This window comes from Algoriphagus marinus, assembly GCF_001936475.1.
GTDB classification, from domain to species: Bacteria; Bacteroidota; Bacteroidia; order Cytophagales; family Cyclobacteriaceae; genus Algoriphagus; species Algoriphagus marinus.
Genome location: NZ_MSPQ01000013.1, coordinates 111,419 through 137,644, shown reverse-complemented (window position 1 = coordinate 137,644; position 26,226 = coordinate 111,419). Strand labels below are relative to the sequence as shown.

The 26,226-nt window shown below is 38.4% G+C and carries 21 protein-coding genes; 13 read left to right on the top strand and 8 right to left on the bottom strand.

Translation table 11 applies throughout. The annotated features are described in order from the left end of the window. Positions 1-57: 57 nt before the first annotated feature. The 3 genes from BVC88_RS18070 to BVC88_RS18060 all read right to left on the bottom strand — a co-directional run bounded on the left by BVC88_RS18070 (position 58) and on the right by BVC88_RS18060 (position 3,553). On the bottom strand, positions 58-429 hold the full coding sequence (locus BVC88_RS18070) for a hypothetical protein (RefSeq protein ID WP_075352118.1): 372 nt from the start codon (positions 427-429) through the stop codon (positions 58-60). Positions 430-434: 5 nt separating this feature from the next. Continuing rightward, positions 435-2,849: a penicillin acylase family protein gene (locus BVC88_RS18065; protein WP_075352117.1), complete on the bottom strand. Its 2,415-nt coding sequence runs from the start codon at positions 2,847-2,849 to the stop codon at positions 435-437. Positions 2,850-2,983: 134 nt separating this feature from the next. Further along, positions 2,984-3,553 (bottom strand): DUF2911 domain-containing protein, encoded by a 570-nt coding sequence (locus BVC88_RS18060; RefSeq protein WP_075352116.1) that lies wholly within the window; start codon positions 3,551-3,553, stop codon positions 2,984-2,986. A gap of 226 nt (positions 3,554-3,779) precedes the next feature. Here BVC88_RS18060 and BVC88_RS18055 point away from each other — a divergent pair, with 226 nt between their 5' ends. Next, positions 3,780-4,823, top strand: a complete 1,044-nt coding sequence (locus BVC88_RS18055) for an endonuclease/exonuclease/phosphatase family protein (protein WP_075352147.1) — start codon at positions 3,780-3,782, stop codon at positions 4,821-4,823. Here BVC88_RS18055 and BVC88_RS18050 read toward each other — a convergent pair. Continuing rightward, on the bottom strand, positions 4,798-7,080 hold the full coding sequence (locus tag BVC88_RS18050) for an efflux RND transporter permease subunit (protein ID WP_075352115.1): 2,283 nt from the start codon (positions 7,078-7,080) through the stop codon (positions 4,798-4,800). The two genes, BVC88_RS18055 and BVC88_RS18050, sit on opposite strands and share 26 nt — an antisense overlap. Positions 7,081-7,212: 132 nt before the next feature. Between BVC88_RS18050 and BVC88_RS18045 the strand changes: the two genes are divergently transcribed. After that, positions 7,213-8,007 carry a thymidylate synthase gene (locus BVC88_RS18045; RefSeq protein WP_075352114.1) on the top strand — a complete coding sequence of 265 codons (795 nt, stop codon included), beginning with the start codon at positions 7,213-7,215 and terminating at the stop codon, positions 8,005-8,007. 38 nt (positions 8,008-8,045) lie between these two features. Here the strand turns inward: BVC88_RS18045 and BVC88_RS18040 are convergent, their stop codons facing one another. Both BVC88_RS18040 and BVC88_RS18035 read right to left on the bottom strand, forming a co-directional pair. Next, entirely contained in the window at positions 8,046-10,874 is a 2,829-nt protein-coding gene (locus BVC88_RS18040; protein ID WP_075352113.1) for a S9 family peptidase, read from the bottom strand. 4 nt (positions 10,875-10,878) lie between these two features. Next, on the bottom strand, positions 10,879-12,798 hold the full coding sequence (locus BVC88_RS18035; protein WP_075352112.1) for a M14 family metallopeptidase: 1,920 nt from the start codon (positions 12,796-12,798) through the stop codon (positions 10,879-10,881). A 612-nt stretch (positions 12,799-13,410) separates the two neighbouring features. Between BVC88_RS18035 and BVC88_RS18025 the strand changes: the two genes are divergently transcribed. The 10 genes from BVC88_RS18025 (at position 13,411) to BVC88_RS17980 (ending at position 22,019) form a co-directional block, all read left to right on the top strand. Next, on the top strand, positions 13,411-13,884 hold the full coding sequence (locus tag BVC88_RS18025; RefSeq protein ID WP_075352110.1) for an Lrp/AsnC ligand binding domain-containing protein: 474 nt from the start codon (positions 13,411-13,413) through the stop codon (positions 13,882-13,884). A 231-nt stretch (positions 13,885-14,115) separates the two neighbouring features. Continuing rightward, positions 14,116-15,561, top strand: coding sequence for a Fe-S cluster assembly protein SufB (gene sufB, locus BVC88_RS18020; RefSeq protein ID WP_075352109.1), 1,446 nt, complete (start codon positions 14,116-14,118; stop codon positions 15,559-15,561). 46 nt (positions 15,562-15,607) lie between these two features. Next, the gene (gene sufC / locus BVC88_RS18015) at positions 15,608-16,372 is read left to right on the top strand and encodes a Fe-S cluster assembly ATPase SufC (protein ID WP_075352108.1); all 765 of its coding nucleotides are present in this window, start codon (positions 15,608-15,610) and stop codon (positions 16,370-16,372) included. Positions 16,373-16,394: 22 nt separating this feature from the next. Beyond that, complete coding sequence (sufD, locus tag BVC88_RS18010; RefSeq protein WP_075352107.1) at positions 16,395-17,663, top strand: Fe-S cluster assembly protein SufD; 1,269 nt, start codon at positions 16,395-16,397, stop codon at positions 17,661-17,663. 6 nt (positions 17,664-17,669) lie between these two features. Continuing rightward, positions 17,670-18,893 (top strand): cysteine desulfurase, encoded by a 1,224-nt coding sequence (locus tag BVC88_RS18005; protein ID WP_075352106.1) that lies wholly within the window; start codon positions 17,670-17,672, stop codon positions 18,891-18,893. Beyond that, complete coding sequence (locus BVC88_RS18000; RefSeq protein WP_075352146.1) at positions 18,893-19,324, top strand: SufE family protein; 432 nt, start codon at positions 18,893-18,895, stop codon at positions 19,322-19,324. Before BVC88_RS18005 ends, BVC88_RS18000 begins: the two co-directional genes overlap by 1 nt. Further along, positions 19,317-19,670 carry an iron-sulfur cluster assembly protein gene (locus BVC88_RS17995; protein WP_245803678.1) on the top strand — a complete coding sequence of 118 codons (354 nt, stop codon included), beginning with the start codon at positions 19,317-19,319 and terminating at the stop codon, positions 19,668-19,670. The genes BVC88_RS18000 and BVC88_RS17995 overlap by 8 nt, the downstream gene beginning before the upstream one ends. A gap of 21 nt (positions 19,671-19,691) precedes the next feature. Further along, entirely contained in the window at positions 19,692-20,114 is a 423-nt protein-coding gene (locus tag BVC88_RS17990) for a BrxA/BrxB family bacilliredoxin (protein ID WP_075352105.1), read from the top strand. Positions 20,115-20,352: 238 nt separating this feature from the next. Further along, positions 20,353-21,639, top strand: coding sequence for a citrate synthase (locus tag BVC88_RS17985; protein ID WP_075352104.1), 1,287 nt, complete (start codon positions 20,353-20,355; stop codon positions 21,637-21,639). 119 nt (positions 21,640-21,758) lie between these two features. Further along, positions 21,759-22,019: an acyl-CoA-binding protein gene (locus BVC88_RS17980; protein ID WP_075352103.1), complete on the top strand. Its 261-nt coding sequence runs from the start codon at positions 21,759-21,761 to the stop codon at positions 22,017-22,019. A 20-nt stretch (positions 22,020-22,039) separates the two neighbouring features. On the opposite strand, the gene BVC88_RS17975 is transcribed toward BVC88_RS17980, so the two are convergent. Together BVC88_RS17975 and BVC88_RS17970 are read right to left on the bottom strand one after the other, a co-directional pair. After that, on the bottom strand, positions 22,040-23,035 hold the full coding sequence (locus BVC88_RS17975) for a bile acid:sodium symporter family protein (RefSeq protein WP_217694772.1): 996 nt from the start codon (positions 23,033-23,035) through the stop codon (positions 22,040-22,042). Beyond that, positions 23,032-23,778, bottom strand: coding sequence for a TrmH family RNA methyltransferase (locus BVC88_RS17970; protein ID WP_075352102.1), 747 nt, complete (start codon positions 23,776-23,778; stop codon positions 23,032-23,034). Before BVC88_RS17970 ends, BVC88_RS17975 begins: the two co-directional genes overlap by 4 nt. Between BVC88_RS17970 and tamL the strand changes: the two genes are divergently transcribed. Next, complete coding sequence (tamL, locus tag BVC88_RS17965; RefSeq protein ID WP_449353817.1) at positions 23,768-26,218, top strand: translocation and assembly module lipoprotein TamL; 2,451 nt, start codon at positions 23,768-23,770, stop codon at positions 26,216-26,218. The two genes, BVC88_RS17970 and tamL, sit on opposite strands and share 11 nt — an antisense overlap. Positions 26,219-26,226: the final 8 nt, after the last annotated feature.

The following is a 26,226-nucleotide window of genomic DNA, read 5'->3' as shown; positions in this document are numbered from 1 at the left end:
AAATAAAAAAAGATTCTTTAGTGTTAAAAGAATCTTTTTTTAAGCATTAAAACAGAATTACCCTCTATACAGGTTGTCTGGTTTTTTTCGAAATAAGTTTCTGAGCAAGCTGCCCGTTAAACCGCTGAAACTACCGAGGAAAAATCCAACAATCGCTGTAAGGCCTGCGATAGTCATTCCACTTCCTATGCCCATAAGTTCTGCCATTCGATTTGGAAGGTCACTTCCTGTTGTGGCACTGATAAATAAAGCTTGTCCAAGCCAAGCCAAACCATAGCCTAAACCTCCAGCGAGAAATCCCTGAATTCCACTTAATCCTAAAAGAGCTGAAAGTAAAGCAATTACTATCATGATCACCCAGAACGGAAAAAAGGGATTTAAAAAAACTACGACACCTATTACAACGAGAATAAATAGTATAAATCTCATGATGATTATTTTAAGATAGTTTGAAACAGGACACCCTCAGAATCTTCCTTGCTTCGAAGATTAAAATTCAAATATTCTCCATTGGCCCAAATTGGGATGAAATTGCTATAAAATTTACTCCCTGGATTTCCGGATTGACCACCAGGATAGACTCCAAACGCCGTAATTTCATCTCCCATTTCGACTACCATTCTCCAACTGGCACCATGGCGTTCACTTGTGGCATTAAGAATCCCTCTACCTCCTCCTGTATAGATATTGGTCACTGAGAATGGCGCAAATTGCGGTACCAAATGTTGTACGCTGGTTCGTTTATAATTTGCCCAAGAATAATCACCCTCTTTTTCCTCCCATTCCTTCATCGACTTCACCATAGCCTGGAAACCAATATTAATATGATCTGAAGCTGTCTCTACTACATCTGTTTTATCTATATCAAAAACGGGATCCTGAGGAGTTAATTCAAGTAAACGAACTGTTTGATAATTATTCGGTCGAACGACAGGAACACCAAATTCACCCCATTTCTTCCAGATTTGATCATATGTTTTATCCCACCAGATATAAAAAAGTGTTGGTGCCTTTTGATTGGGATCTGCGAAAAAATCCCAGCTTTTCAACTCATCTATATATTTCTTGGCTTCAGGATCAGAATCAAAGCTTGTCCCTAGCAGGCCTATCATTACAGGCAATGCCTCTGCTGCATGCAAGTAATAGTCATCAAACTGCAATAACTTCATGTCATCGGTAGTAATGTCGCTTAGCTCCCGAAGACGATTGTTCAACCTTCTATTTCGATAATGCTCATAGCTATTATCGAATACATAATAAGGATATGAGGGGTCAACAGGATGTTGATTTGCAGAAGAAACAAAACCCCTTTCAGGATTAAGAGTGGCGGCATTTTGTTCATTTGGAATATAACCTTGCCATTCAAATCGTGGATCAGCTCCATCCATGAAAAACTTACCTTGCTCTTTCCATTTCAGAGGAAATTTACCCTGAATCCTCATGGCGATATCTCCAGATTTGGAAGCAAAAACAAAATTTTGAGCAGGTGCTGAATAGTTATCCAGCGCCTTATTGTAATCTTCATGGTTTTTACTCTTGTTCATCATTATGAATGTTCTTTGTTCATTAGAACCTTCATGAACAGTCCATTTTAAAGCAAAATTGACATCCTGCCTCTCACTTTTGAAAGTACGATCGTAAACCACCGGGCCGTAATGAGTATATACTACGGTATCCAAATAGGGATTTTCCCCTTTTACTTTGATCTCTTCGATTCGAAAAGAAGTAGGCCTCCACTCATTGCCATATTTATAGGTTTTTCTTTGTTTGTCCTGAAATGTGATTTTATACCAATCCCGTGCATCTTTGGTAGCATTTGTAACTCCCCAGGCTATATCTTCATTAAATCCTGAGATCACTCCCAAAGCTCCCGGCAGGGTGGCTCCTTTCACAGAATGATTTGGAGTACTCAACTGCATACTATACCAAAGGGAAGGCAAGTTCAAACTCAAATGGGGGTCATTTGCCAAAATCGGATTACCACTTTTTGTTTTGGATCCTGAAACCGCCCAGTTGTTAGATCCTGTTCCTTCCTCAGGTTGGGGAAGTGGATCGATCGCGAGTAAATCATTTGGAAAAGGAATGCTGTCAGGCTTTATAACAGAAAGCGGAGTAAAGTCCCATACATGTTCTGACTCAATGACAGGATCATTATCTACTGGAAAATCTGGATAAAGCTTATCAAGCATTTCCTGACCTAAAATTTTTCTCAAATTTGAATACTCAAGATCCCGGTCTCCCACCAACATGTCAGACATGTATTTGAGTAGTAAGATGGATTTATAAGCAGTCCACTTTTCTGGTCTATAATTCAAAATCTTATATTCTACAGGAACTTGCCCCGGAGATAACTGGTCAATGTATTGATTGACTCCATCCGCATAGGCTTCAGCCAGCTTGAGTATTTCAGGATCGTTTTCTTGAAGGTATTTTAATCCTAATTCCGCTCCATACCCCAGACCTTTCCTTCGAGTCATTCTGTCAAGTTCTATAGCTATAGGACCTACTATTTCTGAGATTCTTCCAGAAGCAGCCATGGTTTGAAATTCCATCTGCCAAAGTCTGTGTTTTGCAGTAACATACCCCTGTGCACGATAAAGGTCTTCCTCATTTTCGGCAAAAATATGGGGGATTAAATTTTCATCATAGACCACAGTGACCGGAGAAGTCAAATTGGAAAGCTCCAACTCATCCTTAGCGAGTTCATCTTCACTATATGAGTTTTGCCAAAAACCATGATTTGGATCTAAAAGCGGAGCCAACGGCGGAACGGGTCCGAGAGGCATTGAAACTGCTATAGCAAGTGCAACTGTGATAGCTAAAGCAATAAAGAAACCGAAGTATTTCATTTACTAAACATGAAAGGGTGATTGGGCGAATTTAATTTATTCTATTAATTAAAAGTTTACCATTCCCGAAGTTTTGATACGGATCAAAAAAAACCTTCAAATTTTCACTTGAAGGCTCTTTATTTCAAAAACTTTTATTTCATCGATATCGGAAGCTTCATTTTCTCCCAACGGATTACAATCCCCGGATTTTCCACTTTAATAGAAAGTCTTTCTTCCGAATTCCCCTCCCAGGTGGGCATAACTTCAACTCTCAACACATCATTTTTTTCATCATATTGAAAATGTCCATGTTCTAAATTCCATTCAGAGTTGAAAATTACTGTCCAAGGTCCAGATTCTTTCGGAATAGTAAATACAGAGTATTTTCCTGCAGGGACAGAATTTCCCTCAACCATAAAGTCTTCTGCTAAGTCTACATAAGTTGCTTCATTTGCGCCAGTTCGCCATACAATGTTGTAGGGAACCAAATCACCCCAGAGTGTTCTGCCCTTTACTGCTGGGGAACCGTAGTGAATTTTGATATCTTTTCCTCCAATTTTTCCTTCCTCAATCACTACAGGAGAGGGTCTTTCATCTTCTGTTTCTGCAGGTACTGTTTCTTCTGAATTGCTTGATTCAACAGTATCAGTGGACTTAGGATTACACGAGAATATTCCTCCTGCAATTAAACCTGTCATCAAAATAGTTTGGTATGTTTTCATAGTGGGTAATTTAGGGTCTAAATAACAATTATTCAGTAAATCTTCAAAGTCTGAGCCTTGAATTCTCCGGCAGTCAAAGAAAAGTTTTCAATAAATACAAATGGCATACATTTACACGTTGTTTGTTATTGTTATTCAATTCCATCAAACTGATAATGCAAAACTATTTCAAATTCTTTTCGTGGATGAATAGTTGTTTTTCAATTCCTTTGTTCCTCATGGCAAAATGAAATTTATTACCTGGGTTGTTTTTATTGCTTCAATTGTTCTTTTTTCGAGCGTCTACATTTCGCCGGAGTATTTTGAATATGTGGGGTTGCTCCCATTTTTCATCCCTATTATTCTGGTAGTAAATGTTGTTTTGTTTGGTATTTTGACCCTTTCCTGGAGAAAATTAGCCTTAATCCCCCTACTTACGATGGTTATCGGCTACAAGTTTTTTTTGATTACGATTCAGGTCCGTTCCAATAATGAACCGGTTGAGGGTCTTCGAGTTTTGAGTTACAACGCGCACCTTTTTGATTATAAAAGCAGAACTGAGGGGAAATTTGATCCAAATGTATTCAACTGGCTTAGTGAGCAACCCGCAGATGTGATGGTTTTTCAGGAATTTTATCAGGATTATACCACTGCTTCAAGAAATGCCATTAAACTATTAGGGTCTGATATTGGATTCAACGTATCCTATCAAATAATCGAGGGCAATCCAAGTAAGCGTTCCTATGGGATGGCAATTTTTTCAAAATACCCGATAGTTAATGAAGGTAAAGTATTTGATAATAACCGTACTAATGGGGCCATTTTTGCAGATATAAAAGTAAATGAAGATACCATCAGGATTTACAACGCACATCTGGAATCAATGAAAATCAATTCTAAGGGATTGGAAGATATAGAAGGAGTCAAAGAAAATTATCGGCAGACTTTAGGCAAACTCCACCGTGGGAGTCTCGCAAGAAGCAAGCAACTTAAGGTTTTGGTAGATCACTACTCCAATAGCCCTCATCCTATTATTTTGATGGGAGACCTTAATGAAATCCCTTACTCCTATACCTATTTCAAATTGGGCGAATCACTCCAAAATGCATTCGAGATCGCTGGGCGTGGATTTGGTTTTACATATAACCGAATTCTTTTCTTTCTCAGAATTGATCATATTTTTTCCAGTCCAGAGTTAATTCCGATTCAATTTAAAACTCATCGCGAAGTAGATTATTCTGACCACTATCCCGTCTCAGCCGTTTTTACTTGGGAAGGATTGGAGCTTTAGAAATCCGTTTGTGAAACTTTTCATCCCACTTTTTCTTCATAGGTAAAAGCAAAATAGGGAGCAAAAAAAGATCTGCCAATAGCGCAAAAATAAGGGAAGCAGCAATCAGCAGGCCTGTAAAATGTGTTACTCCAAATTGGCTGAAAATCAATAATCCAAATCCTGCAACCAAGATAATGGTAGTTTGGATTATGGCCTCACCAGTCTCTATGAACGTTCGTTTCAAACCATAGATCAAGTTTTTCCCAGTTTGAAGTTCTTTACGAAGTCTGGTCATAAAGTGAATACTATCATCCACGGCTATTCCAAATGCTACTGTAAAAAGGATTGCAGTAGTCAGCTTAAACTCAATCCCCAAAAAATACATTAATCCCAACATCCAGATTAATGGGATGAGGTTAGGAATCAGCAAAATGAATGAAATTCGCCAAGACCGAAATAAAAAACCTGCAATAATCCCCACTAAAATAAAAGCTACTCCTAATCCTTTAGCCATTTGCCAAGTGACAGATTGATGTCCTTTATCTATCAAGAAGGAAGTTCCTGTCCACCGAATCTGGAGCAACTCCGGATTTATTTCCCGATCTGTAAAATCCTTGAGCGCTTGTCTCTTTTTAGACATTTCTAAGGTTCCAAGATCAGCCGTTCGAGTACTCAATCGACCTGTTTTCCGATCTTCACTCAATACTTTGATACCAGATTTTTCAAAGGCCTGATCTAAAAATCGTTGCATCCGCTGATACTGTCCTTTGGAGGGGAGTGAGAAGGCTTGGACACTTCCTTGATTTTGCGCCTGATTGAGCGACTTGACAATCGTTAAGGGACTTATAATTTGTCCTCCGAAAAACAAGCGATCTACTTCTTTCTCCAATTGATCAAGCTCTTCCAAGACTTTCAAATCGAGTAAGTCCCTTGATTCGGAGCCAATCATCAATTGAATTTCCAAAGGATTTGATCCACCAAACTGAATATCAAAATATGCAAAAGACTTTTGGATCGGATGTTCTGCAGGAAGGTTATCCAGTAAAAACCCATTTACTTTCAACTGTGAGCCAAGAAAAGCAGAAAGAATGGTGACAGAAATAAAAATGACCGCAATCCCTTTCCTTTTTCGAAGAAGAATCAAAAACAAACTGCTTAGATTTAGAAATTTGGTTTCACTTCTAGGTTTATCTGGAATCTTGATTGGAAACAAATAAAGAAGACCAGGAGTAATCAAGATTACAGCTAGAAACATGACTAAAATCCCTAGCCCAGTGGTCAATCCAAATTCCTTTAGCGCAGGAATTGAAGTGAAATAAAGCGAAAAGAAACCAAGAGATGTAGTCAAAACTGTCAGCCAGACAGGCACGAAAAGAGACTTAAAAACTTCTCTAACCGCCTTATCTTTTGGGCTTTTTAACCGTAACTCTTTGATCAAATGGTTGAAAAAATGAACTAGGGAACTCAATCCCACAATCAAAAAAATGGTCGGCTGCATAATTGACATAACATCCAATGCTTTACCCAAATGTAAAATCAAACCAAAGGCCCAAGCTACCCCGATAATTAAAATCAAGAATGGAATTACTACTCCCCACCACGTCCTAAAAATCAAGGCCAACATCAAAAGCATCAAGATGATAGAGAAGCCGAAAAACAAGCCAAATTCGCGTTGCATTAGATTTACAAAATCTCCTTGAGCTTGTATTTTTCCCGCCACAGCCTTTACAGTTACTGGAGCAGATTTAAAAATAGAGTTGATTCGATTATACAATTCATCACCGTCTTCTTTGCTGATATTTTGCTCATTTTTTACCCACAAGAGAAGACTTTCTCCATCTTTTGAAATCAGTTCGGTACGGTATTGATTAATTTTTTCACTTTGGCCTGCCAGATTCTCAGCATCTGTCCAGTCTAAGACTTTAACTTTCCGAAGTCCAAAAACCCCGATTACCGGTTGCTCAAGATTCAAAATTGAAATAACAGTATCTACTTTTTCCATCGCTTCAACCTCCTTTTGCAGAACCAGAGCATTTGATAAGAAGGTGGAATCAAGTAAAGCCCCATTGGGATTGCCAAGAGCTAAAAGCAGATAGTCGTTGTCATTTTCAAACTGCCGGCGAAATTCTTGGTAGAACTCCAAATCATCATCGTTCTGCGGGAAAAACTGCTCAAAATCATAATTAAAAACTGGTATTGGCCTGAAAATGAGAAGCAAAATTGAAATCAAACCAGCTATTCCAAGAAAAAAGTAAGCTCGGAATTTTTGAAACATGGGTGTTTTTGGATTTAATTCAGTTCGAATTTCTTTCCAAGTATAATAAGTTTGGCTAGTCTTTGTTTGTTTTCAGTTCCTTTTATTACTCGAACTCCTTAACTTGGCCCCTAGAGAAAAGCGATAAAAAATATGAAGCAGTATCACGATTTGATGCAGAAAATCCTTGATGAAGGAGTGAAAAAAGAAGACCGAACCGGAACGGGAACACTCAGTATTTTTGGTCATCAAATGCGATTTGATTTGTCTGAAGGTTTTCCGGTAGTCACTACCAAAAAACTGCATCTAAGATCTATAATTATAGAGTTACTTTGGTTTCTCCGTGGGGAGTCAAACATTGGCTACCTGAAGGAAAATAAAGTGTCTATTTGGGATGAATGGGCAGATGAAAATGGAGATCTAGGACCTATCTATGGATACCAATGGAGACATTGGCCTGACGGAAAAGGTGGTGAAATCGATCAGATCAAAAACCTAATTCATCAAATCAAGACTAAGCCTGATAGCCGAAGACACATAGTAAGTGCGTGGAATGTAGCAGATGTTGATCACATGGCTTTACCCCCTTGTCACACGATATTTCAGTTTTATGTTGCTGATGGCAAACTTAGCTGTCAACTATACCAGCGAAGTGCAGATGTGTTTTTGGGAGTTCCTTTCAATATTGCATCTTATGCTCTTTTCACAATGATGGTGGCACAAGTTTGCGATTTAAAACCAGGGGATTTTGTCCATACATTTGGTGATGCACACTTATATTCCAATCATTTGGAGCAGGCACATTTGCAACTGAGCAGAGATATCCGACCATTGCCTACAATGAAAATAAATCCTGATGTAAAAGATATTTTCGGCTTTAAATACGAAGATTTTGAGCTGATGAATTATGATCCGCACCCTCACATCAAAGCGGCTGTAGCAGTATAAAAAAAGCTCCGAATTTAGAAAATTCGGAGCTTTTGTTTTTAGTTGCCCAATTCGTATTTGAGTGTTTTCCCTTTTTCGACAGCAGGTAATCCCTCTGTCATCCAAAGCGGAGCAGGAGCTCCCTTCAAATAATGATCAAAGAATTGACTTAGCCGTATCGAAAGGTCTTTTCTGTTTTTTCGCTGAACCAGGTTATGATCTTCCCCATTGTATTGTAAAAGCCAAGCTGGCTGATTCAATCGCTTTAAGGACATAAACATTTCAATCCCCTGATACCATGGAACTGATCCATCAGCATCATTGTGCATAATCAGGACTGGAGTTTTTACGCGATCCATGTAAAATAGCGGAGAATTCTCCAGGTAATAAATTGGCTTTTCCCAAAGTGTGCCTCCAATTCTGGATTGAGTTTGCTCATACTGGAACATTCTGCTCATACCTGTTCCCCAACGAATCCCTCCATAGGCTGAAGTCATGTTAACTACAGGTGCTCCGGCACCAGCTGCCTTAAACATATTCGTCTGAGTGATCAAGTAGGCCACTTGATAACCTCCCCAGCTTTGTCCCTGGATAGCCATATTATCAGCATCTACAAAACCACGAGCCACAATTGACTGCACAGCAGGAATAATGCAATTGTATGCTGACGGTCCTGGAAGTCCCAAATCATATTTGATATCTGGAACCAAAACCAAATAGTCATTACTTACAAAATAAGGAATATTGATAGTCGAAGCACTCGGTGCAGGTGCTCTATAGCGGTGAATCCCATCACTGTTTCGCTCATAGAAATACACCATCATCGGATACTTCTTATTCGGGTCAAAATTTTCAGGCTTGTATAATAAGCCTTGAAGAGGCTCTCCATCATTTGCCAAATAGTTGACCAGCTCAACAGAACCCCAATTTACATTAGCTTGCTGAGGATTGAGGTTGGATACCTTATTCAAGTTTTTAAAGGACAAATCACCCAAATAAACATCAGGATTTTCCACATAGGTAGAACGATTCAATAAAACCGCATCTGCTTCCTTGGCTTTAATCAACCCAGAATAGCTGTGAGCAGTCATCAAGATTTGTTTTGGAGCAGCTTTTCCATCTATTGAACCTGTATAAAAACCAGCATCCTTGTCTTGTTCATTGAATGCTGATAGAAGTAACATTGCTTTTGGATCGATACTTCGCTCTTCCCGATCAAGATCTTGTCTTCTAAAAACAATATTTTCTTTTCTCCCCATACCCTGCGTGATGTTAATTGCAGCAGAAGGATTTTTTGGGTCGATTCTCCAAATGTCAAACCGGTCATAAATCAGAACTGCGGCGTCTCCGGCAATCCATCCTGCACTACCATAACTTCCAGGCAGTGAAGGGCTATCGTGAATCTCATCATAGAAAACCGTTGGAAGACTTTCGGACAATTTGATTTTAGCTTTGGACGCTACATCATAAGCTACCCAACTACTATCTCTGGCATCATACCAAGTCACATATTTCCCCTCAGGCGAAATCGAAGGAAAACCAGAAGCATTTTCTTCTACAAGTGTTTTTTGTCCTGTTTTGAAATCTACCAAGTACAAATCTCTACCGATCTGAATATCCCAACTGTAGCTTCGTCGGTAAGGTTGATCGGTATAAGCTAAGCCAAAGTCACGCTCTACCTTTGATTCTAAAGCCACATTGTCCAACTCTGGGGTCGCTAATTGTGTGATCTTTTTGGATCCTAAGTCCATGCTTGCGAGATATGACTTCTTTTCGTCTCGAGATTTACGAACCAGTTGCATAGGTTGAATCTCGTCATCTTGCCAACCCCAAATATCTAGGCTAACTCGCTCCTCATCTAGGATAGTGGTATCGTTTTGATAAGCATAATCTACGTAATCAGGAGCAACTCCGAAAAATAAACGATTCTCATTTTCTGAAAATTTCAGATCCCCATCCGGGCTGATTCTACCATTTGCAAGTATTCCAGAGGAGCTTTTTGAAGCTATTTCCTCCACAGTTCCTGCACTAGTATTTACTAGATAGAGCGAATGGTAAGGCTTTTTCGATTTGGCGGAATCCGCTGTTGCTAAGTAGGCCAAGTATTTGGATTGAGGGGAAAACGTCATGTCCGAATAAGTTGTCATTCCCTCTGAGATTAACTTGCTTTCGCCATTTGCTAAATTCAGCAAGTAAATCGCAGCGTTATCTAAGGTATCTTCCTCGGCCAATACATATTGAAGAAAATCACCATTTGCAGAAAAACTATAGGACTTCACCCGATCAAAACTATAAGTTACGGAACCATCCAATTTTCTAACCTCTAGCTTTGTCCCATCAGTTTTCTTCGGTTTTTCAGCTTTTTTGGTTGAATCGGTAGCCGTAGAGTCTGATTTCCCAGGTTTTTTCTCTTTTTCCTTTTCGTAATTGATCGCAATCCAACTTCCTTTTTCCGAAGGAATAGCGAATGATTTCACCTTTGGGATTTTTATCAAATTGCCATTACTCATCTGATAGATGAATAAGCTATCCGAAGGCATATCGTCCTTTTTGGTTTTTTTGAGCTTTAGAACTCGGATAGAATCCTGTTGTGGTGTGATTTTACCGACAGCATAGGAATCATCCGCCGTAAAATCAAAAGCAGTACCTCTAGGAATTACAATTCTATTTGTAGGGTTTTTGAATGAAAGAATCTCCAATCTCCCATCTCCTTCTTGAGGAGATACTTGATAGCCGACCCACATTCCGTTTTTAGTGATTTTTTCTGAAGCAACCCGTTCCCATCCATCGTAGTCTGCATGTGTCAAAGGTCTCTTTTGCTGCGCAAAGCTGAATTGCACAGCAAAAATCAGGAGGAGAAAAACTCCTTTTGATAGTTTGTTTGTCATTGGTTTAATTATTTAGCTTAAATTCTTGTTCGAAATACCCCCCTCGGGTTGAGGAAAGTTTTATTTTTCCAGTAACCGGGTCATCCCCTTCTACTGTCACTTTAAAGGAAACCGACTTGGCTTCTCCCTTATCTGTATATCCAGTATAGATAGTTTTATCATATAGCTCTGGACTGATTATTTTTACTTTTGCAGTTTCATATCCTTTCGTCAATTCCTTATCAAAATCGAGGGAAACCCGATCTTCTTGAACAATCTTCACAAGTTTGGCCTGCTCCAATGCAACAGGAAGTCCTCCAACATTCTTCCAGCTGATCGAAACTTCAAATTCTCCTTTACCTGTTTTGACAACTCTCACAGGAGAAACTTCAAGCTCTGGCAGTTTTTTAGCCATTGCAAGATTGAAAAGTGCTTGTTTCTTGGCCCAGTTTTCAAGCTGCCAAGGAGGCCCATTTTGTCCAAAAAACTTTGGATGAAAACCACCAATCTCCACTTCACCTAAAGAAGGGTGTGTAAATGATGTCCAGGACTTAAATCCTTTGCCACCGTTCTCAGTTTCATCCCAGACCAAGCCATCGTAATCATCATAGATCCCATCCCCATTGTAATCTTTCATGGCTCCATTATTCCAAAGCTCGTCCCCATACCAAATACTCCCGAAATAGAAGTACCCAAAATCTGGCCCGTGACCAAAAAGTGGCGTTGGTTTTAAAGGATCTCCAGTCATGTCATCGACTTTATAGCGGGTTGCATACGTCTCATATACATCACCTGCCCAAGGGTATGCAGTAAAAGAAAGACCCAGTTGATCCATCTCTTTATATATTGCAAGATCTGAAGGGTACATACGTTCCTCTGATTTAGAAGTAGAAGGAGCTCTTAGATGCATCGGCACTCGGGTATCCATAGAGTTTACTACCGAAATATTAGGATGACTGAGAATCCAAAGAACTGTGGCTTTTGATTCCACTTCACTCAATGGAGCTTCGCCTGCTCCATACTGGGTATATCCTCTTCCGGTAAGATCGCCTCCAATATCTGGTCTCCAATTTTCCGGATAATTCCGATGAAGATCCAAACCTCCTATTCCATCTTCGTTATAACTCCCATCCAGATCATTATCTATTCCTTCGGTGTACATAAGATATTCACCTTTTCCAGGAAAAACCCTCTTCATGAGTTTACCCGATGGATGAGCTGGATCAATAATAAAGTTTGCCTTTTCTTTTTCCTCTTTAGTGACCGCTTTTTTCCGAATCTGATAAATCACTCCATCTCCATCAAGGTCTTCCTCCGGATCTTCATCCAAAAGCCCATCACGGTCATTATCATGTGGTTTTACAGTGCTGCGGTTACGCTGCTCAGTAAAAAGGTAAAGATTTGACCCATCAGGATTGTTCTGAGGTCGTAAATAAATTGTCTTTGAATCAATTAAATGGGTGATTTCAGGATCTTTTCCATAGTTCTCCAATAAATGCTGAGTCAACCAGAGAATCGATTCACTTGCTGTAATTTCTCCGGAATGTCTTCCTCCTTCGAAGTATGCCGCAGGTTTGTCAGTATCCTTTCCAGTCTTTTTATTGGTGATTGTCATTTGGTAGATAGGCCGGCCTTCATAGGATTTGGCAATCTCATACAAGTCAACAATCTCGGGAAATTGCTCAGCCCATTTGATATACCAATGATACATTACCTCTACAGTGTGGTATTTATCGAAGGTCAATTGATCAGTAGGCTGATATTCTACTTCAGGGAATTCGAATTTCTTGAAAAATGAAGCCCCATGTCGTTCTCCGGAAACGGTATGAAATTTTGCATTGGGGTTGTTTTCGGGGAAAACATGTTCCTTTTGAAAAGATCTTACTTGGGAGTAGGAAAGGCCTGAATATAAAAACAGGAATAAGAGGACTGTGATTTTTTTCATTAAAGAAGAAGTTTTAAGAGCGCTAAAAATAATTATAGGAGATACCCTTTCCCCAACCGCTTAAAAAAAAAGAGAAAGAAACTGGAAAATTACTTTCGAATAATTAATTAAGAATGCAATGATTTCATGTCTTTAGACCCGAAAAAAATATGATATGGTATTCCATTCCCTAATAACTTTTTAAACTTCCTTCTCTGATTCCGCTTTCAACAATTCCCTGTCGATTCAAACAAATAACCTGCAAAATGGGCTAAAGAATGGGCTTTCTGGAAGTTCAAGTTTCCTCCATAGAAAAAATGATTCTAAACCTCGATTTACAAAACAAAAAAGTCTTGCCAATAGCAAGACTCTTTTCAGAATATAAACCCAAATATAACTTTAGAGATTAAAAGTTTCCTTTTTATGAACTAAAATTTGGCCAAATCAAAAGCCGCAAATTTTAATTTGAACAAATGTCTCAATGACAAAATTATCAATTGAACATTCATCCAGCGACAAAGTAAAGTGATTTTGATTTTAATTACAAATTGAAAAAAAAATTTTGCAATATTTTGAACAATCTCTAATTTACAGGCGGATTCATTATAAATCATCTAAATCCACAGCGAAAAAATGGATAAAATTTTAGATATCGACAACATAGACCTAAAGATCATCTCACTTTTAAATGAAGATGCTAAAACCCCTTACACTGAAATTGCGAAAAAAGTATTTGTAAGCTCGGGTACAGTCCATGTTCGAATGAAGAAGCTTGAGGATATGGGGATTGTGAAAAGTGCCACTTTGAATATTGATTTTGCGAAACTTGGCTATGACATATCAGCTTTTTTAGGAATCTACTTGGAGAAAAGTTCGCTTTATGACAATGTTATTGAAAAACTAAAAACCATTTCTGAAGTAGTAAGTGCCTATTATACAACAGGTAACTATTCCATTTTTGCTAAAATAATTTGCAGAGATACTAATCATCTGAGAACTGTCCTTGATAACATTCAAAAAGTAGATGGAATCGATCGGACGGAGACTTTGATCGTTTTAGAGGAGTCTATCAATCGTCCAATTCAATTTTTTGACAAAGAGAAATAAAATAATTTGGATTAAATCTAAATAACAATTTTAGAATTTTATAAAAGAAAAAGCATTGAGGTCTCAATGCTTTTTTTTTCGTTAAATCTGTCATTTAAACACAAAACGGAACTGTTTAGATAGGGAAATTGTATAAGCAATAGAAAAATCAAGTAGCTGTAAACATTATAAATTCATTAGAAGTTATACATTTGCAGTTAAATTGTAATTAGTCTAAATAACTCTGCAAACATGAGCAAAGACAATCAGATTTTAGAAGATTTCACTTCAAAAGAATATGAGCATGGCTGGTCAGTCAATTATGAAGCTGATGAAGCTCCTATAGGACTGAACGAAGACATCATTCAATGGATTTCTGCTAAAAAGGAAGAGCCACAATGGCTTTTGGAATGGAGATTAAAAGCATTTCGCACTTGGCTAACTATGGAAGAACCAAAGTGGGCAAATGTACACTACCCTAAAATCGACCTTCAGGGGCTTAGGTACTATTCAGCACCGAAGCAGACCAAAAAACCAAAAAATTTGGATGAAGTAGATCCAGAACTTTTGGATATATATAAAAGACTCGGAATTAACTTAAATGAGCAAAAGCGACTTCAGGGGATTGCAGTCGATGCTGTTCTTGACTCAGTTTCAGTAGCCACAACTTTTAAGGACACACTGAGTAAACTCGGAATTGTGTTTTGTTCATTTTCTGAAGCAGTTAAAGAGCATCCTGATTTAATAAAGAAATACTTGGGTTCTGTGGTGCCAATGACGGATAACTACTATGCAGCATTAAATTCGGCAGTATTTTCGGACGGATCTTTTTGCTATATCCCTAAAGGGGTGCGTTGCCCGATGGAGCTTTCCACTTATTTCAGGATCAATGCAGCAAATACCGGACAATTTGAGCGAACTCTAATTGTAGCTGAAGATGAATCGTATTGCAGTTATCTTGAAGGCTGTACAGCTCCTCAAAGAGATGAAAATCAACTTCACGCAGCAGTGGTTGAAATCTATGCCGGAACTCACGCTGAAGTAAAGTACTCCACAGTACAAAACTGGTTCCCAGGAGATAAAAATGGAAAAGGTGGAATTTACAATTTCGTTACAAAGCGAGGAATCTGCGCAGGAGACCATTCAAAAATATCTTGGACTCAAGTAGAAACTGGTTCTGCTGTGACTTGGAAATACCCATCATGCATCCTTAAAGGTGATTATTCAATAGGTGAATTTTATTCTGTAGCTGTAACAAACAATTATCAGCAGGCAGATACCGGAACCAAAATGATTCATATTGGAAAAAACACCAAATCAAGAATTGTTTCAAAAGGTATTTCTGCGGGTAAATCACAAAATTCTTACCGTGGACAAGTTCAGGTAATGAAGCGTGCTACCAATGCGAGAAACTTCTCTCAATGTGACTCATTATTGATGGGAGATCGTTGTGGTGCTCATACGTTTCCATACATCGATATAAACAATCCTACTGCAAAAGTTGAACATGAGGCTACGACTTCTAAAATCGGTGAAGATCAAATTTTCTATTGCAATCAAAGAGGAATAGCGACTGAAGACGCTGTAGCATTGATCGTAAATGGTTATGCCAAGGAAGTATTGAATCAATTACCGATGGAGTTTGCGGTAGAAGCACAAAAACTTCTCGCATTAACCCTGGAGGGATCAGTTGGATAATTTTCTGATTCAAAATCGGAATAGTAAAAATTGAAAAAATAGAAAAATGTTAAGTATAAAAAATCTACACGCTTCCATCGAAGGAACGCCTATTTTAAGAGGAATCAATCTGGAAATAAAAGCTGGTGAAGTTCACGCCATCATGGGGCCAAATGGCTCAGGGAAATCTACTCTTGCATCTGTTTTGGCAGGTCGCGAAGAATATGAGGTAACCGATGGTGAAGTAATTTTCAACGGAAAAGATTTACTCGAATATTCACCGGAAGATCGGGCTAGAGAGGGCGTCTTTTTAGCATTTCAATACCCGGTTGAGATTCCAGGTGTAAGTTCAACAAACTTTCTTCGTACGGCTGTGAACCAAGTGAGAGAGTATCGTGGACTTGATCCTTTGGACGCTGTTAAGTTTTTGACTCTAATGAAGGAGAAAATGAAGCTCGTTGAGATTGATCAGAAACTTCTCAGCAGATCTTTAAATGAAGGATTTTCCGGTGGAGAAAAGAAGCGAAACGAAATTTTTCAAATGGCTATGTTAGAGCCAAAACTGTCTATTTTGGATGAAACTGATTCAGGTCTTGACATTGATGCTTTGAAAATTGTGTCAAACGGAGTCAATCAGTTGAAATCAAAAGACAATGCCACGATCGTTGTCACTCACTATCAGAGATTATTGGATTACATAGTTCCAGACTATGTGCATGTGTTGTACAAAGGTAGAATCGTAAAATCAGGCACAAAGGAGCTTGCGCTTGAATTGGAAGAAAAAGGATACGACTGGATCAAAGAAGCCGTAGATTCTGAAGCAACAGTCTGATTTTTAAATTAACAACAAATTTATGAGTACGCTTACCAAGCAAACAAAAATTGGGAGCCTGATCGATTTTCCTGCTAAAGGATTTGAGGCAGCACGCTCTCAAGCCAAGGAGGCTTTTGAGATCCAGGGATTACCCGGTACAAAAACTGAAGAATATAAATTCACGGCGATCACCAAAAAGCTGGAACAGCAGCTCAACGATGTGACCATGGCAGAACCTTTTGAGGTTACTCCTGACATGGTTAATTCAAATCTATTTAAGGGGTTTGATGGAGACGTTCTCGTTTTTGCAAATGGCCATTTCCAGGCAAATGTTTCGTCTCAAATTGAAGGGATAGAAATCTCCCTACTTTCAAATAACTCGGACACTCCTATCGGGAAAATTGCGAAGCCTGAGAAAGACGTATTTTGCGCCATCAACCAAGCTACTTTTACAGGCGGTCTTTTTATAAGTATCCCCAAAAAGATTCAACTAGAAAAGACAATCTTGTTCATGAATTTTACCAAGATTTCTGCTGGACAGGTAATTCAACCTCGGATTTGGATAGAAGCAGGTGATTTTGCTGAAGCCACATTTATCGAACAAGCGATTAACCTGACGGATGTTACTTTTTTTGTAAACAAAGTCGTAGAAATCAAAGGCGGGCATAATACTCATTTGCATTATTACAGACTGCAAAATGAAGGTTCAAACGCAATAGAAGTCAGTAACATTGAAACCGATATTCAACAGGATTCTACATTTAGCTCTGTCGTAATTTCGCTTTCCGGTGAGATGGTTAGAAACAATCTCAGCCTAAATCTGCTCGGAAGTAATTCTGAAGGGAATATGTATGGACTTTACCTTCTCAATGGTAAAACGCATGTGGACAATCACACCAATGTCGATCATACTATTCCTCATGCTGAATCCAACGAGCTTTACAAAGGGATTTTAGCAGATCACTCCAGAGGAGTATTCAACGGGAAGATTTTTGTCCGTCAGGATGCCCAAAAAACAAATGCTTTCCAGCAAAACAACAATATCCTTTTATCAGAAGATGCTGTTGTTAACACAAAACCCCAACTCGAAATCTGGGCGGATGATGTGAAATGTTCACATGGTTGCACCACGGGACAGTTGGACGAAGAAGCTTTATTCTATCTTCAGACCAGAGGGATCGGTAAACAACAGGCTAAAGGCCTATTGCTTTATGCATTCGCCGGTGAAGTGTTGGAGCATATTAAGCATGAAGCTTTTAAAACATACTGCACACAATTGGTAGAAGATCGCCTTGGTGCTAAACTATAATCATTCATGAGTTTTGATATCGAAAAAATCAGGAGTTTGTTCCCCGTACTTCATCAAGAAGTACATGGGAATCCCTTGATTTATTTTGACAATGCAGCAACTACTCAAAAGCCTCAGGCTGTTCTAGATGCATTGACCACCTATTACAATCATGATAATTCAAATATCCACCGAGGTGCTCATGCACTAGCCGATCGTGCTACTAGATATTTTGAAGAGACCAGAGAAACTTTAAAAGATTTTATCAATTCCAAAGAGGCTGCAGAGATTATTTTCACTAAAGGAACTACCGAAAGTATAAATCTGGTAGCAGCAACTTTTGGAAGAAAATTTATTGGAAAAGGAGATGAAATTATCATTTCCACTTTAGAGCATCACTCCAACATTGTGCCTTGGCAGATGCTCTGTGAGGAAAAAGAGGCAGTTTTAAAGATTATTCCCATTACTGAATCTGGCGAAATCATCTACGAGGAATTTGAGAAATTGCTTTCTTCAAATACAAAATTCGTCAGCATAGTGCATGCCTCGAATGCTCTGGGAACGATCAATCCTGTTCAAAAAATCATCAATGCCGCACATGCAGTTGGTGCAAAAGTCCTTTTGGATGGTGCCCAAAGTACCAGTCATTTGGAGATCGACGTGCAGAAATTAGATTGTGACTTTTTAGCTTTTTCGGCGCACAAACTCTATGGACCAACTGGTTTGGGTGTTTTGTATGGAAAAAGAGAAATTCTGGAATCTATGCCTCCATTCCAAGGAGGTGGAGAAATGATCAAGGAAGTGTCTTTTGAAAAAACCACCTATAATGAAATTCCATTCAAATTCGAAGCTGGCACTCCCAATATTGCAGATGTAATAGCATTCAAGTCCGCACTTGACTTTATCAATTTATTGGGTAAAAAAGACATCAAGGCACACGAGGACGAGCTTCTCGCTTACGCCAATGAGCGGATGAGTGAAATAAAAGGATTTATCCCAGTTGGTACTGCTCCAGAAAAAGTCAGTGTTTTATCATTTAACATCAATGAAATGCATCCATATGATGTAGGTATGATGCTTGATGCAAATGGAATTGCAGTCCGAACAGGTCATCACTGTACTCAGCCATTGATGAAAAGATTAGGACTTGAAGGAACTGTTAGAGCTTCATTCGCTGTTTACAATTCCAAATCTGAAATTGACAAATTAGCAGACGGTGTAAGCCGAATCGCTAGAATAAAAAATAAATGATGAATAGTATTGCTGAGATCCAAGATGAAATAGTTTCCGAATTTGAAATCCTTGGGGATGACAAAGAATCTACTATCTACTTCATCATGGAGCTGGGGTCAGGAATGGAGTCCTATCCTGAAGCAGCCCGAGTTGAAGAAAATATCATCAAAGGTTGCCAATCTAAAGTATGGTTGATTGCTGAAGAGCAAGAAGGAAAGGTTCACTACATGGCTGACTCCAATACGGATATCACCAAAGGTTTAATTTCCCTGTTGCTCCGTGTTTTAAATGATCGGACTCCTGAAGAAATTCTTGATGCAAAACTTGATTTTGTAGAACGAATCGGAATGGGATCAATCATTGGAAGCCAGAGATCTAATGGTTTTGCAGCCATGATGAAGCAAATCAAATTATTTGCTTTAGCCATTCAAAGCAATCAAAATGTCTAATCACATGGAAACTGAGCAAAAAGAAAATAACGTAGGGCAGATTGAAGGCTTAAAGGAAAAAGTCATACAGGCAATTAAGTTGGTATATGACCCGGAAATCCCTGTAGATGTCTATGAGCTAGGATTGATTTATGAAATCACAGTTTATCCTGTAAATAATGTTTACGTACTGATGACATTGACCTCTCCAAATTGCCCTTCTGCGGAATTTATTCCCACTGAGATCAAGGATAAAATTCAGCAAATCCAAGGAATAAATAACGTAGAGCTGGAACTTACATTTGACCCACCATATGCTCAAGATATGATGTCAGAAGCAGCCAAACTTGAATTAGGATTTCTATAAAACAAAATAAACTTAATTGATATGTATCCAGAGGAATTAATCGCTCCAATGAGAGCGGAACTTTCGACCATAGGATTTGAAGAGTTCAGGACAGCGGAACAAGTAGCTACTCATCTAGGACCAGACCATAAAGGGACAACATTGGTGGTAGTAAACTCCGTCTGTGGTTGTGCTGCTGGTGCAGCTAGACCAGGTATTAAATATGCCGTAGAAAATTCAAAGGTAAAGCCAACAACATTAGCGACGGTTTTTGCGGGAAATGATCGCGATGCAGTAGAGAAAGTTAGAGAGCTTGTATTACCTTATCCTCCCTCCTCTCCGGCAATGGCTCTTTTTAAAGATGGTGAATTAGTTCATTTTATCGAAAGACATCATATTGAAGGTCGAAATGCTAAAATGATTGGTGACCACTTGGTAGAGGTTTTCGAACATTTCTGTGACTAAAAATTGCCCTTCGGGGCTTTTTTTAATTTGAAAAATCGGAAAAATTGAATACTCGTTAAAATAACCTTTGGTCATTCAAAATTGAAAAGAAGTTGAGAATACTTTATTTCGAAAAAAAGATGATTTCGTAAGATTATTTTTCCGATCAACATATTAAACTTAAAAAAACTTAGTGTTTTTGTTAACTTAAGGCCACTATTTAAGGTTTAACCCTTTGAGCAATACTAATAATTTATTTATGTCTGAATCAGCTAAACTTTCCTTTAAAGGACAAGAATTTGAATTTCCAGTAATCACCGGAACAGAAAACGAATCTGCAATTGACATTGCAAAATTACGTTCTGAATCAGGATTAATCACCCTAGATCCTGGATACAAAAATACCGGAGCAACAAAAAGTGCAATTACTTTTTTGGACGGAGAAGAAGGCATACTCCGATACAGGGGCTATAGAATTGAAGATCTTGCTGAAAAGTCCACTTTTCTTGAAGTCTCTTACCTTCTTATTTATGGAGAATTGCCAACTCAATCTGAGTACGAAAATTTCTCCAAAGAAATCACTCACCACACCCTAGTGCATGAGGATATCAAAAAAATACTTGAAGGTTTCCCTTCCAATGCGCATCCAATGGGAGTCTTATCTTCTTTGATTTGTGCTTTGACAGCATTTTATCCTGATTCTTTGAATCCAAACAGAAACATTGAAGAGGTAAATTTGAGCATCATCAGATTAATAGCTAAGATGCCAACTTTTGCAGCTTGGGCTTATAAGAATGAGATGGGTCACCCTGTGAATTACCCTGATAATTCTTTGGATTACTGTTCAAACTTCCTCAAAATGATGTTTGCACTCCCTGCTGAGAAATATGATGTAGACCCAGTTGTATCCTCTGCATTGGATAAGTTATTAATCCTCCACGCAGATCATGAGCAGAATTGTTCTACTTCAACAGTAAGAATCGTTGGTTCATCTCAAGCAAGTATCTATGCCTCTATTTCTGCTGGAATTAATGCCCTTTGGGGACCACTTCATGGCGGAGCCAACCAATCTGTAATCGAGATGCTTGAAGCAATTAAAGCTGATGGTGGTGATGCTAAGAAATACCTGGACAAAGCAAAAGATAAAAATGATCCGTTCCGATTGATGGGTTTTGGTCATCGTGTTTACAAAAACTTTGATCCAAGAGCAAAAATCATCAAAAAAGCAGCAGACGATGTCCTAGAAAAGCTAGGCGTTAATGATCCTATTTTGGAAATCGCGAAAGAACTGGAGTTTGCTGCCTTGAATGATCAGTATTTCATCGATCGTCAATTGTATCCAAATGTAGATTTCTATTCTGGAATCATCTACCGAGCTCTTGGAATTCCTACCGATATGTTCACTGTAATGTTTGCATTGGGAAGACTTCCAGGTTGGATCGCTCAGTGGAAAGAAATGAGAGAAAATAATGAGCCAATTGGTCGTCCTCGTCAAGTTTATACTGGGGCCAATGAGCGCGATTATGTGTCTATGAACAGAAGGTAATTTTAAATTTCCTTTTTATTAAAAACCAGTCTAGCGACTGGTTTTTTTTGTTTAACAAAATTGTAAACAAATGATTTTTGACTCATTTTTGAAATTGAAAACACCCAAACCAGTTTAACATGACTATTACAAATTTAGAGGAAGCTAAAAACCTCACACAGCAATTCACTTCTAAACCAAGCAATGAGGATTTGCTTAAGCTTTACGGCTTATACAAACAAGCCACAGAAGGTGACAATCTAACAGAAAGACCTGGAGGATTTGATTTCAAAGCAGCAGCCAAATACAATAGCTGGCTAAACTATAAGGGAAAAAGCAAAGAAGAAGCAATCAGTGCATATATAGAGCTTGTCGAAGAATTATCGAAAAAACATCTTTAAAAGAATTGAAGCCTGAGTAATCAGGCTTTTTTACTTCTAGCAAACCAACTTGCTATTATGGAACCTGCTATTAATTGCTGAATATGGTAAAGCATAACCGGAAGCAATACTAAACCCAAAATCGCAGGATCTGGAAAAATTACTTTTCCGATTACTACCCCCTGAACAAGTGATTTTTTTGACCCGCAAAATAAAGCGGTGATTCGATCTTCCAATTTGAATCCAAGTAAACGACTGAAAATCTCAATGATAGACCAAATCAAAAAGAATAAAATCAACATTGAAAAACTGATTTTAAAAAGCGTACTCAATTGGTAAGGCGAAAAAACCTCCTGCGAAAATGACTGTGCAAACGAAGTATAAACAATAATCATGATCACGGTCTGATCAAGCATTTTCAATTTTGAAAGATATTTTTCAAGTTTTGGAAAAATCAATTTATGAAGAGATATCCCTAAAAAAACAGGAAGCAGTACTTTGAGAGTCAATTCACCTAAAGTGGAAGTAAAATCCAGGTCCATTCCGGAAGAATTTCCCAGAATCCCCATCCAGGCGGGAGTAATCACAACACCTATTAAACTCGAAATACTCGCATTAAAAATCGCTGCAGGAATATTTCCTCTGGCTAAAGAAACCATGACAACCGATGCACTTACCGTCGAAGGCAGAACTGATAGGTAAGTAATTCCAAGTTTAAAATCATCCTCTATCCAAGGAGCTATTTGGAGAATCCCTAAAACCAGTAGTGGGAAAATAAAGAAAGTAGTAAGTTGGATCAGTACATGCAACTTCCAGTTTTGAAGCCCCGATCTCAATTGCTTAGGGTCAAGTTTCACTCCATAAAAGAAAAAAACCAACCCTATTCCTATATTAATAATTTGCTTCCAGGGAATGCCCGAATCAGATGATCCAAATTGAGGAAAAAGCCAGCCTAGCAATATTGCGGCAAATAAGCCCAGCAAAAAGCCATTTATTCCTACTTTATTAAGGAGACCTACTATTCCCGAACTTTTCAAGGTAGAAGTCGCTTGAAATTATCACAAATAATCGCAGTTGCAATTGCCACATTCAAGGACTCTGCTGCCCCAAAACCTGGAATTGTCACTTTCTGTGTTACCAACTTTTCTAATTCGCCAGAGATACCTTGGGATTCATTCCCCATTAAAATAATTCCAGGAGCAGGTTTAGTCATTTGGTGAATATTTTGACCGTTTAGAAAAGCTCCATATACGGGAACATCCCATTTCTCAAAAATATTTTTGAGATCCGTATAGAAAAAATTAACTCTTGTAAAAGAACCCATACTTGCTTGAATCACTTTTGGGTTATAAAAATCGGCGGTTTGCTGCGAAAAAACCAGATGTTTTATTCCATACCAATCTGCAATCCGAATGATTGTCCCTAGATTTCCGGGATCACGCACATCATCCAAACCGATTACTAATTCTCCTGCAGGATAATTGAATTCCTCATTAGATTTAAGTTTGACTACAGCTAAGGCACTATCATTGCTCTGGTATTGTCCGAGACCTTCAAGTTGTTTCTGAGTCACCGGGATCAACTCTGTTTTGGCTTCAGAAATTAAAACTCGGTTCGCAGAAATGAAGGTTTCTGTGGCAAGTAATAGTTCTACTTCAAAAGTAGAATTAAGTACCTCCAACACGCTTTTCTCACCTTCCACAAAGAATCGTTGTTCCTGATTCCGGAATTTCTTCTGATGTAAGGATTTTATAAACTTAACTGTATTTTTGCTAAGCATTCGGACTTATTCTTCCATTTTGAAATCCCTCAAATATATACTTTTTATCACTGTTCTTTGGATAATTGGCAGTTGTTCATTGACTAAAAACCTACCAGAGGGTCAATATGCACTTTATGAAAATAAGCTGGAAGGAATTGAAAAATCCGATGAAGAGGCTATTTCCAATCTTTTCCTTTCAGAGCCAAACACTCGAATCCCACTGACTAATAGCTCTTTAGGCGTTACCATTTACCGCCTAGGCGAAAGTTTTTATGATAGTGCAAAAGTCGCCAATAAGCTTGAAAATAAAAGAATAGAGCTTCAGGAGGCCAAATCTCAACTAAAGGAAAACGAAGGAGATAGAAAGCTTCAAAAAAGAGCAGATAAACTTGAATCCAAAATAAAGGATTATGAGGAAAAATTAGAGTTTGGAAACTTCCTCATGCGGACTGGAAATCCGGTAACCAAACTTGATAGTGGTAAAACTCAACTCACTGTAACTGAAATAGACAATTACCTCTATAATCATGGTTTTTTAGACTCAGATGTCGACTTTAGGGTTGAGACTAAAAAGAAAAAAGCAACAGTAACCTATCTGATTGATGAGAAAAAACCTTACACAATAGATTCCATTTATACCAATTCTGATAACGAGTCTATCAAAAAGTTGCTTGCTCAGAGTCAAAACAAATCTTATTTGAAAGTTGGACAATATTACGATCAAGATGCTTTTGTATCTGAGCGGAATCGGATTGAAGATCTTTTAAAAAATAACGGGTATTTCATGTTTAATAAAGGGTTTATAGATTACAACCTTTATTATGATACTGCTAAAAAATCAATAAACGCAGAGCAAAGAATTCTAAAACCCACATTTTCAGAGGATCATGAAGTCTATACAATTGACTCAATTTATTTTTTCGTAAATCCCCCTTCTGAAGATTTTGAAGACAGAAATGTAATCCGAAACTTTAGAAATATTGATTTTGAATTCTATAGAGATCGTTATTCTGAAAAAATATTATCCTCAAGAATCTTCTTCCAAAAAGGCGAGCGATATAAGCGTTCTGATTTTATTGAGACGCAGAAACAACTGAGTAATCTCGATCTTTTTCGATTCATCAATATTTCCTTTGATACTTTAGGCACCTCACTCCTAGCTAAAATCGTAACTCAACCAAACCAAAAATATCAACTGACTAACCAGCTTGGTCTAAGCATCACCGAGCAGCTTCCCGGTCCTTTCTTCAGTGCCTCACTCCGGAATCGAAACTTTTTTAGGGCAGGAGAGATTTTGGAATTCAACTTCCGCGCAGGACTGGAAGGAGTAGCGTCAGCTACCGATCAGGGAGTCTACCAGAGTAGAGAATTAGGGACTTCAGCTTCGGTCATATTTCCAAGATTTCTGATCCCATTCTATCAATCGAGTCTACAAAAATTCGGGAAGTTCAACCCAAATACCAGGACCCAAATTGGATACAACTATACCAACAGACCAGAATACACCCGGAGTGGCTTGAATGGTTTGCTGTCTTACACTTGGGCTACTCAAAACAACCGTCAGCAATTTACCATCAATGCGGCTGACCTAAATTACATTCGAACACCTCAGATTCAGGATGAATTTCTTCAAATACTAACAGATCTTCAAAGTCAAGGCAATAACCTGATTTGGTCATTCTTACCTTCATTTATCAGTTCAATATCGGGACAGTCGATTATTAACTTCAATCAATACGGTAATTTCAAAAACAATAGTGCCTCACTCCTCCGCCTTTTTGCTGAAAGTGGTGGGACTAGCTTGAACTTCCTGAATGTCAAAGACAACAGTGAGGACATTGAATTTGCTAATTTTCAATGGCTCAAATTCCAGGCAGACTTTAGAAGGTATTACCCTTTGGACAAAAAGCAGACTTTAGCTTACAGAGCTAATTTTGGAATTGCTCAACCCTACGGTATCAGTAATGGTATTCTTCCTTATGAAAAGTATTTCTTCGCAGGAGGAGGTACAAGCATTAGAGCATGGCAGGCCCGAAGGCTAGGGCCTGGAAGTTACTCTCCAAGAATAGGCGAAAGAGGACCTTATGATTATCCTGTCGAACAGCCTGCTGAGATGATATTTGAAACAATGCTTGAATACCGACGAAAACTTATCGGGTATTTTGACATGGCTCTTTTTATAGATGCAGGTAATTCCTGGGTAATTGGAGTGGATAATTCCAGACCAGGTGCAGATTTCCGCTTTAATCGCTTTTATAAAGAAATTGCCGTTGGTTCTGGAATTGGTCTACGAATGGATTTCGACTTTTTAGTTATAAGGTTAGATTTGGCAACGAAAGCAATTGACCCAGCCCAGCCTGAAGGCGAAAGATGGGTTTTTGACAACATATCACTTAAAAATCCATTTGGTGTAAAAGGCCAAACCGTTCTTAATTTTGGGATAGGTTATCCATTCTAATTCATCAT

Bases quoted from the DNA above. Each gene is read 5' to 3' on its own strand.
- BVC88_RS18070 (WP_075352118.1), bottom strand. From the start codon at position 429: ATGAGATTTATACTATTTATTCTCGTTGTAATAGGTGTCGTAGTTTTT.
- BVC88_RS18065 (WP_075352117.1), bottom strand. From the start codon at position 2,849: ATGAAATACTTCGGTTTCTTTATTGCTTTAGCTATCACAGTTGCACTT.
- BVC88_RS18060 (WP_075352116.1), bottom strand. From the start codon at position 3,553: ATGAAAACATACCAAACTATTTTGATGACAGGTTTAATTGCAGGAGGA.
- BVC88_RS18055 (WP_075352147.1), top strand. From the start codon at position 3,780: ATGAAATTTATTACCTGGGTTGTTTTTATTGCTTCAATTGTTCTTTTT.
- BVC88_RS18050 (WP_075352115.1), bottom strand. From the start codon at position 7,080: ATGTTTCAAAAATTCCGAGCTTACTTTTTTCTTGGAATAGCTGGTTTG.
- BVC88_RS18045 (WP_075352114.1), top strand. From the start codon at position 7,213: ATGAAGCAGTATCACGATTTGATGCAGAAAATCCTTGATGAAGGAGTG.
- BVC88_RS18040 (WP_075352113.1), bottom strand. From the start codon at position 10,874: ATGACAAACAAACTATCAAAAGGAGTTTTTCTCCTCCTGATTTTTGCT.
- BVC88_RS18035 (WP_075352112.1), bottom strand. From the start codon at position 12,798: ATGAAAAAAATCACAGTCCTCTTATTCCTGTTTTTATATTCAGGCCTT.
- BVC88_RS18025 (WP_075352110.1), top strand. From the start codon at position 13,411: ATGGATAAAATTTTAGATATCGACAACATAGACCTAAAGATCATCTCA.
- sufB (WP_075352109.1), top strand. From the start codon at position 14,116: ATGAGCAAAGACAATCAGATTTTAGAAGATTTCACTTCAAAAGAATAT.
- sufC (WP_075352108.1), top strand. From the start codon at position 15,608: ATGTTAAGTATAAAAAATCTACACGCTTCCATCGAAGGAACGCCTATT.
- sufD (WP_075352107.1), top strand. From the start codon at position 16,395: ATGAGTACGCTTACCAAGCAAACAAAAATTGGGAGCCTGATCGATTTT.
- BVC88_RS18005 (WP_075352106.1), top strand. From the start codon at position 17,670: ATGAGTTTTGATATCGAAAAAATCAGGAGTTTGTTCCCCGTACTTCAT.
- BVC88_RS18000 (WP_075352146.1), top strand. From the start codon at position 18,893: ATGAATAGTATTGCTGAGATCCAAGATGAAATAGTTTCCGAATTTGAA.
- BVC88_RS17995 (WP_245803678.1), top strand. From the start codon at position 19,317: ATGTCTAATCACATGGAAACTGAGCAAAAAGAAAATAACGTAGGGCAG.
- BVC88_RS17990 (WP_075352105.1), top strand. From the start codon at position 19,692: ATGTATCCAGAGGAATTAATCGCTCCAATGAGAGCGGAACTTTCGACC.
- BVC88_RS17985 (WP_075352104.1), top strand. From the start codon at position 20,353: ATGTCTGAATCAGCTAAACTTTCCTTTAAAGGACAAGAATTTGAATTT.
- BVC88_RS17980 (WP_075352103.1), top strand. From the start codon at position 21,759: ATGACTATTACAAATTTAGAGGAAGCTAAAAACCTCACACAGCAATTC.
- BVC88_RS17970 (WP_075352102.1), bottom strand. From the start codon at position 23,778: ATGCTTAGCAAAAATACAGTTAAGTTTATAAAATCCTTACATCAGAAG.